The sequence below is a fragment of the Prosthecobacter sp. genome, assembly GCF_044373815.1.
In the GTDB taxonomy this organism is placed as follows: Bacteria; Verrucomicrobiota; Verrucomicrobiia; order Verrucomicrobiales; family Verrucomicrobiaceae; genus Prosthecobacter.
The window spans coordinates 1-7271 of the sequence record NZ_JBIPNG010000340.1; the positions used below are offsets into that span (position 1 = coordinate 1).

At 58.7% G+C, this 7271-nt stretch carries 6 protein-coding genes and 1 pseudogene; 6 read left to right on the forward strand and 1 reads right to left on the reverse strand.

Annotation, left to right across the window (positions count from 1 at the left end):
• On the forward strand, nt 1–855 hold an 855-nt coding region (locus ACIREA_RS22450), incomplete at its 5' end, for a DUF58 domain-containing protein (RefSeq protein WP_397384589.1).
• Nucleotides 856–863: 8 nt separating this feature from the next.
• On the opposite strand, the gene ACIREA_RS22455 is transcribed toward ACIREA_RS22450, so the two are convergent.
• Nucleotides 864–1979: a hypothetical protein gene (locus ACIREA_RS22455; protein ID WP_397384590.1), complete on the reverse strand. Its 1116-nt coding sequence runs from the start codon at nt 1977–1979 to the stop codon at nt 864–866.
• Between the two features lie 138 nt (nt 1980–2117).
• Between ACIREA_RS22455 and ACIREA_RS22460 the strand changes: the two genes are divergently transcribed.
• From ACIREA_RS22460 to ACIREA_RS22480, 5 genes and pseudogenes are all read left to right on the forward strand, one after another.
• Nucleotides 2118–2462 carry a DMT family protein gene (locus ACIREA_RS22460; protein ID WP_397384591.1) on the forward strand — a complete coding sequence of 115 codons (345 nt, stop codon included), beginning with the start codon at nt 2118–2120 and terminating at the stop codon, nt 2460–2462.
• Between the two features lie 245 nt (nt 2463–2707).
• Nucleotides 2708–3520, forward strand: coding sequence for a hypothetical protein (locus ACIREA_RS22465; RefSeq protein ID WP_397384592.1), 813 nt, complete (start codon nt 2708–2710; stop codon nt 3518–3520).
• Between the two features lie 45 nt (nt 3521–3565).
• Nucleotides 3566–4909, forward strand: coding sequence for an exodeoxyribonuclease VII large subunit (gene xseA, locus ACIREA_RS22470; protein WP_397384593.1), 1344 nt, complete (start codon nt 3566–3568; stop codon nt 4907–4909).
• Nucleotides 4910–5150: 241 nt separating this feature from the next.
• On the forward strand, nt 5151–6584 hold the full coding sequence (locus ACIREA_RS22475; RefSeq protein ID WP_397384594.1) for a DUF1501 domain-containing protein: 1434 nt from the start codon (nt 5151–5153) through the stop codon (nt 6582–6584).
• Between the two features lie 187 nt (nt 6585–6771).
• A pseudogene (locus ACIREA_RS22480) lies at nt 6772–7271 on the forward strand (hypothetical protein); the annotation flags it as partial.

A 7271-nucleotide genomic window follows, 5' to 3' on the forward strand; every position in this document is an offset into this window, starting at 1 on the left:
AGGGTGCTGGCGCTGCGCCTGCGCAAGCGGCGGCAGTTGATGCGGCGCGGGTCGCAATCGACCTCCGCCACGGGCTTCACGCGGGAGTTCAAGGACTACCGCCACTACACGCCACGTGAGGACTATCGCGCCATCGACTGGCGTTTGTATGCGCGGCTGGATAAACTCTTTGTGCGTCTCTATGAAGAAACGCAGGAGCTGAACCTGCACATCATGCTGGATACCAGCACCTCCATGGCGCAGCCGTTTCCGGAGAAGCGGCGGCAGGCGCTGCGCTTCGCGGTGGCGCTGGCCTATCTGGCGCTGAGTGCGCAGCAGCGGGTGAGCCTGTACTCGATGAGCAGCGGTGTGCATCAGGAACTGCCGCCTCTGAGAGGGCAGGGGAACATTGAAAAAGTGATCCAGGCGGTGCTGAAGCTGAAGTTTGACGGCCTCACCGACATGAAGCGCTGTTTTGAGGAATTCCGACCCAGCAAGCAGCGCTACGGCATCATTTTCATCATCAGTGATTTCTTTGGCCGGGAGATCGGCAGTGCCACGGAGGCTGTGGCCCGCGTGGCGGCATGGCCGGGGGAGAACCACTTTCTGCAGATCGTGCACCCCGATGAGAGGCAGCCAGAGATCGAAGGCGAGCTGGAGCTGACCGAGGTCGAAACCGGCGAGCGCCGCCGCTTCTGGCTGACCAAGCGCGATGTGCAGCGCTATGTGGAAACTTTTGATGCCTTCGTGGGCCATCTGGCCAGTGAATGCGCCAGCCACAGCGTGGATTTCATGCAGGTGACGAGTGATGAGGCTTTTGAAGAGCGCTTTCTGGATCTGCTGGTGCGCGGTTCGGCGCTGGCGGGTGGGGCGTGATCGCAGGTTCAGCCGCCTCCGTGCTTTACAGGTGCGATAAGCAGCTTGTTGACGCTTTTGTCAAAGCGTACGGGCATCCAGGCATCGACGACGATGCGGACCCAGTCGGCTTTTGTTTCGCCTGTCACGATGGCAGGAAGTGTCTTCCCGGGCTTGAACTCGAGCAGTTCTGGCGAGGCTGTCGAAGGATCTTGATGAAGCGTGGCTCCTTTCAAGGCTGACAGCAGCGCCTGCGCGGGATTATCTTGGACCGCTGGCAGATCTGCTCCTTCGATGAGGGCAGAAGGCACCCAGCCGCTGAAACGCACCCGAGCTTGGGGAGTGCCGTCGTTGGTTTGCTCGGGCACGTCGAGGCGGATGAACTGAGCTGTACCGGCTTCGGAGTACTTCACGGTTCCTATTGCGTCGCTGGAGACGTGGTTCGTAGGGGAGAGGTAAACCGAAACACCCCTGGGATCTTTTGAGTACACCACTCGATGCGAGGACCCCGGAAGACCCTCTGTTTTCAGCAGGGTGGCGCGACGCACTTCAATCTCATCCAGCCGCTGTTTTTTTTGCTGTGCCATCTGAGTTTCTACCGCCTGAGCGGCGCTGGAAATTTCACCAGCCTTGTGCTGCAGAGCCTGCACCGTCTGTTCCATGTTTGCCTCCAGCTGCTTCACTCGTTCTTCCAGTTTGCGAGTGATTAGCTGAGCGTCAGCCGCCTTTTTTTTGAGGCTTGCCACGTGGCCTGTTCCTTCATCATGCACAGCTTTGATGTTGTTCAGCGCCTCCGCGACGCTCATGCGAAGACGCTTTTCTTGTTCTTCCACTTTGGCGGCAATTTGCCGTACTTCGGTCTCGGTTTCACGGATGGAGGCGAGCATGTCTTCAACGCCTTCCACCTTCTCCTCCACCCGCCCGGTTTCCTTACTGATTTCTATTCTGGCTTGATCCAACTCGGAAAGCTTGTTTTCGATGATGATCTTGAACAGAAGGGCACCTCCGGCACAAAGGGCCGTCAGCACCAGGGCGGAGAAGATCGAATAACGACTGATTTCCTTTTTGAGATAGGATTCAACGACTTCGGTGATCTTGTCAGACGCGCCAGATGCATTTTCGGGAAGACTGGTGGGTGAACTCATGGCTTAGGTAATTTCGAGGATGAATGTTTTGCCGAGGAAGTTCAAGGGAATTGCTGCTATTGTTCCCTTGGTTGGATTTCTATACGTCAGCATGGAGGCTGTGCTTGGCAGCGGGAAACCGTATGCTCTCATGGTCGCATGAACTGGCCTGTGATCAAAGCTGTGGGACTCCTGGTGGGGTCAAATATTTTCATGACTTTTGCCTGGTATGCGCACCTGCGGGATTTGAAGGCCAAGCCTTGGTTCATTGCCGCTTTCATCAGCTGGGGCATCGCGTTTTTTGAATACATGCTCCAGGTGCCTGCCAACCGCATCGGCAGCACGGCGCTGACCCTGCCGCAGCTCAAGATCATCCAGGAGGTGATCACGCTGATGGTTTTCGTGCCTTTTGTGGTGTTTTACATGAAGGAGTCCCTCAAGTGGGACTACCTGTGGGCGGCGCTGTGCATGTGCGGGGCGGTGTACTTCATTTTCCGCAAGTGAACCTCTTCACCGAGAGTGTTTTGGGTGCCAGACTCGGCGATCTCGGGTCATGGACGGTGCGATTGCTCAGTTTTGGGCGGTACAAGCCGGATCCGGAGTCATGGGAGGCCATCGGCATCGGTTTTTTCGTTCTAATCGGCTTGGTCGTTTGCTGGAGATTGTGAAAAGATCGGCACATTTTGTTCACATATTCACATTTCAAATTGTGAAGATGTTTAACAAAGGTTAAATAACTCATCATTCCCATGTCCACCGCGAACCTGCGCAGACATCTCCATGAGACCCGCAATCGCCCCGTCGGGATCAAAAACCGGCACGATGTGCAGCGGGATCACTATCTCCTGCTCCTGAAGCGGTGGATTGGGGGTGCCGTGCTGGCTCCGGCCTGTCTGGTCACGGCCATCACGCTGATCATGATGCTTTGGCGCGCGGTGTCCCGCATGGATTTCCTGAAGTCCGAGGAGTTCATCTTTTTCACCTTTGGCGGCGTGGTTTGGGCCGTGGCCTATCTCGCCGGGGTGAGGCCCGTGACGGCGTATGTCTTTGGCCATGAACTGAGCCACCTCATGACGGCGCGGATGTTTGGCGGGCGCATCTTTGACTGGAAAGTCAGCGCTGAGGGCGGCTACGTGGAGACGGACAAGTCCAACACCTGGATCACCCTGGCTCCCTATTTGATCCCATTTTACACGCTCATCATCATGCTGGTGTTTGGTCTGGTGGGGCTGGCGCTGGACATGCAGCAGTCGCATGACGTGCATCTCATGAAATGGACGGTGCATCTGAAGCCCCTGCGCTTTCTCTACGCGCTGGTCGGGCTGACCTGGTGCTTTCACGCCACCTACACCGTCAAAACGGTGATCGCCGAGCAGGGGGACCTCAAGCGCAATGGAGAGTTCTTCTCCATGATGCTGATCTTTCTCATCAATGCCTTCCTGTTGATCGCGCTGTTTCTCGCCTCCTCACCCGCGCCCGGACTGGGTTTCATGGAAGTGGCGCGCTGCTGGTGGTCGGTGGCTTCTGGGATGGTTGGCTGGCTGTGGCATCTGGTGTTCTGAGCTGCGGCTGGACTTTGCCCGCTTTTCGGTCAATGAACGCTGCCCATGCCTGAAGACCCAGATGTCCTCTCTGTGACCCAGCTCACGCGCGAAATCCGCGACGTTTTGCAAAGCCGCATCGGCAGCGTGTGGGTGGAGGGGGAGATCAGCAATCACCGCCTGCAATCCTCCGGACATCAGTACTTCACACTCAAGGACGCCGGGGCGCAGCTCAGCTGCGTGATGTTTCGCGGAGCCGCCGCACGCAGCAGTGCCCGCATCCAGGACGGTGCCCTCATGCAGGTGCATGGGGAGATCAGCGTGTATGAGCCGCGCGGGCAGTACCAGATGGTCGTCAAACAAGTGCAGGCGAAGGGCAAGGGCTCGCTGCAGGAGCGGTTCGAAGCGCTGAAGCGCAAGCTGCATGAGGAGGGCCTGTTTGATGCCGAGGGCAAGCGCGCCATACCACGCTTTCCGCGCATCGTCGCGCTGGTGACTTCGCCCACGGGCGCGGCCATTCAGGACATGCTGAACATCCTCACCCGGCGTGCGCCTTGGGTGCGCGTGCTCGTTTTTCCTGTGCGAGTGCAAGGGCAGGGGGCTGAGCTGGAAATCGTGCGGGCGCTCAAAGTCCTGGGCGATGCCGAAAACTTCGGCCTGCCGGTGCCGGACACCATCGTCGTGGGGCGTGGCGGCGGCAGTTTGGAAGATCTGTGGTGCTTCAACGAGGAGGTGCTCGCCCGCGCCATCGCCGACTGTCCCATCCCGGTTATCTCCGCCGTCGGGCATGAGATTGATTTTACCATCGCCGACTTCGTGGCCGATCTGCGTGCGCCCACGCCCAGCGCGGCGGCGGAACTCCTCGCGCCGGACAGCACCGAGTTGCAGCGGCATTTCGACAGCATCGCCCGCACGCTGAAGGCCCGCGTGGGCACGCTGCTGGAGCATCATCAGCATGTGATCGAGCTCACCGCCAAAGGCCCGCTGCTGCATGCGCCGGACCGTTTGCTGCAGCAGGCGGAGCAGAGCATCGACGACCACGAATCGCGCCTGCGTGACACCTTGCGCGAGAGGTTGCAATCCTGGACCGATGACCTCACGCAGAAGCAGCATATTCTCGCCGCGCATCATCCGCGTGTGCAGCTCACCGAAGCCGTGCACCGTGCCGAGACGAGCGCGCGCCGCCTGCAGCAGGGGCTCCAGCATCGGCTGGACCGTTTGGCGGACCGGTTGCAATCACGCGCGGAACTGCTCAAACACATCGGCCCGCAGGCCGTGCTGGCCCGTGGCTTTTCCTTCGCCACGAATGCGGCGGGGAAAGTACTCAAGGATGCTGCTGAGGTGAAGCCCGGGGATGAGATCTTAACGCGTCTGGCTCAGGGGACGGTGAGGAGCGTGGTGAAGGAGTAGGGACGAAAAGATTTGCACCGCAGAGTTAGGAACGCCGCAGAGGTCTTCAGAGAAAGTACTCGTGAGCTTTAGCCCACTCTGGGAAGCTCCGCGCCTTCCAGAACGAACTAAAGTTCGTGAGTACTTTGCTTCGCCGCAGAGTTTCTTCAGAACAGATCTCTGCGGCGTTCCAGCCTCTGCGGTGTAAAAATCTGTGCTTCTTACCGGGGAAGAATCGCCCCTCTCGCTGCGTAGAACAGGCATGCTCTCCCGCCGTTCCATTCTTCACCGCTCCGCCTATGGCATCGGCGGCATCGCTTTGGCCACGCTGCTGAGGGACCAAAACCTGCTCGCCAGTCCGGAGCAGATCGGGCCGCGCCATTTCGATCTGAAGCCCAAGATGCCGCACGGCTTTGGGCAGGCCAAGGCCATGATCTCCATGTTCATGCAGGGCGGGCCGAGCCACATGGATCTGTTTGATCCCAAGCCCGAGCTCACCAAGTACGACGGCAAGGATTTCCCCGGTGAGGTGAAATACGACGATGCCGCCGGTGCCAGCCGCGAGTGCATGGGCAGCCCGTGGAAGTTCAAGCAGTACGGCCAGTCCGGCATGGATGTCAGCGAGCTGTTGCCGCATTTCTCCAACATCGTCGATGACGTCACGCTCATCCGCTCCATGCACACCGGCGTGAACAATCACGGCCAATCCATCTACGCCTTGCTCAATGGCCAGGTCACCGGTGGCCGCCCCACGCTGGGGAGCTGGCTCACGTATGGACTCGGTTCAGAAAATCAGGACCTGCCCGCCTACGTGGCCCTCACCGATCCTCGCGGCCTGCCCGTGCTCGGCGTGGACAACTGGAGCAACGGCTGGCTGCCCTCGCTGTATCAGGGCACCGTCATTCGCCCCAAAGAACCGCGCATTCCGAATCTCGATGCGCCGCTCAGCCTCAAAGGGGATGCGCAAAAGCGTTACCTCAATTTCGTGCAGCGCCTGAACAAGGAGCACCTCGAAGCCCGCCCCGGCGAGGCCGATCTCGAAGCGCGCATCCAGAGCTTTGAACTCGCCGCCCGTATGCAGACCGCGGCCAAGGAAGCGCTCGACATCGATCAAGAAAGCGCCGCCACCAAGAAGCTCTACGGCATCGACAATCCCGCCGCCGCCGAGTTCGGCACGCGCTGCCTCATCGCCCGCCGTCTCGTCGAGCGCGGTGTGCGCTGCGTCTCGCTTTTCACCGGGAATCAGACCTGGGACAATCATCAAAACATCCGCACTGCGCTGCCTGCGGCGTGCACGTATGTGGATCAAGGTGCCGCCGCGCTCGTCATCGATTTAAAGCAGCGCGGCTTGCTGGATACCACCATCGTCCACTGGGGCGGCGAGATGGGCCGACTGCCCGTCATTCAAAACCGCTCCGGCTCCAAGGACCGTACGACCGTCGGTCGCGACCACAACACCTACGGCTTCAGCATGTGGGTCGCCGGCGGCGGCTTCAAGTCCGGCCACATCCACGGCGCCACCGACGACTTCGGCCACCACGCCGTGAAGGACGTCGTCAATCACTACGACTACCACGCCACCCTCCTCCATCTCTTCGGCCTCGACGCCAAGCAGCTCAGCTATCGCCGCAATGGAACGGAGCAGGTGCTCGTGGAGAACCCGCAGGCGCGGGTGGTGAGTGAGATTTTGGCGTGAAGGGGGGGGGGCGGTTGTTTTAGACGGTGACCTTAGACAAGCTCTCAGCCTGTTGAAATATGGGGCGCAGCCAGCCCTTCGTTTAATGTTCAGCTGACAACACAAAGCCCCGACCACGCGAGTCTTTTTATAATCGGGCTTTTTTGTTGGCCTCAGTGAAATTCTCAGGAAGGTTGCCAGTCTAGTTATGCATTTCGGTGAAATAGACATTCCTGACGCAGTATCATCTGCCTTGAAGACTGGGGATTTGGTCGTCTTTGTAGGGGCTGGCGTTTCCAAGCCTGCGCCATCGGGTTTGCCCATGTTTGATGCTCTAGCAAGTAAAATCGCAGAGGGAACAGGGCTGCGACGAGAAACTAAAATGGTGCCGAATGCCGATGGGACCGTTGAACGTGAACCGCTGGACCGCTTCCTTGGACGATTGGCAAAAGGCAGGGTCATGGTAAAGCAGCTTGCCCACAAAATTCTCGTCGGTGAACATACGAAACCGAATTCGTTACATCAAAGTCTGGTAAGCTTATTCAGTGATGCTGGCCAAATCAAAATCGTCACGACAAATTTCGATGAACATCTCGCTACGACTATTTCTTCCGCCTATCAGGAGCGGGCAAGAATATATTATGCTCCAGCATTGCCAGTGGGATCGGATTTCACAGGTCTGGTTTTTTTGCATGGTTCCGCTCTTAG

What these genes read in the sequence shown, in the direction of transcription:
- xseA (WP_397384593.1), top strand. Translation starts at nt 3,566, where the DNA reads ATGCCTGAAGACCCAGATGTCCTCTCTGTGACCCAGCTCACGCGCGAA.
- ACIREA_RS22460 (WP_397384591.1), top strand. Translation starts at nt 2,118, where the DNA reads ATGAACTGGCCTGTGATCAAAGCTGTGGGACTCCTGGTGGGGTCAAAT.
- ACIREA_RS22455 (WP_397384590.1), bottom strand. Translation starts at nt 1,979, where the DNA reads ATGAGTTCACCCACCAGTCTTCCCGAAAATGCATCTGGCGCGTCTGAC.
- ACIREA_RS22465 (WP_397384592.1), top strand. Translation starts at nt 2,708, where the DNA reads ATGTCCACCGCGAACCTGCGCAGACATCTCCATGAGACCCGCAATCGC.
- ACIREA_RS22475 (WP_397384594.1), top strand. Translation starts at nt 5,151, where the DNA reads ATGCTCTCCCGCCGTTCCATTCTTCACCGCTCCGCCTATGGCATCGGC.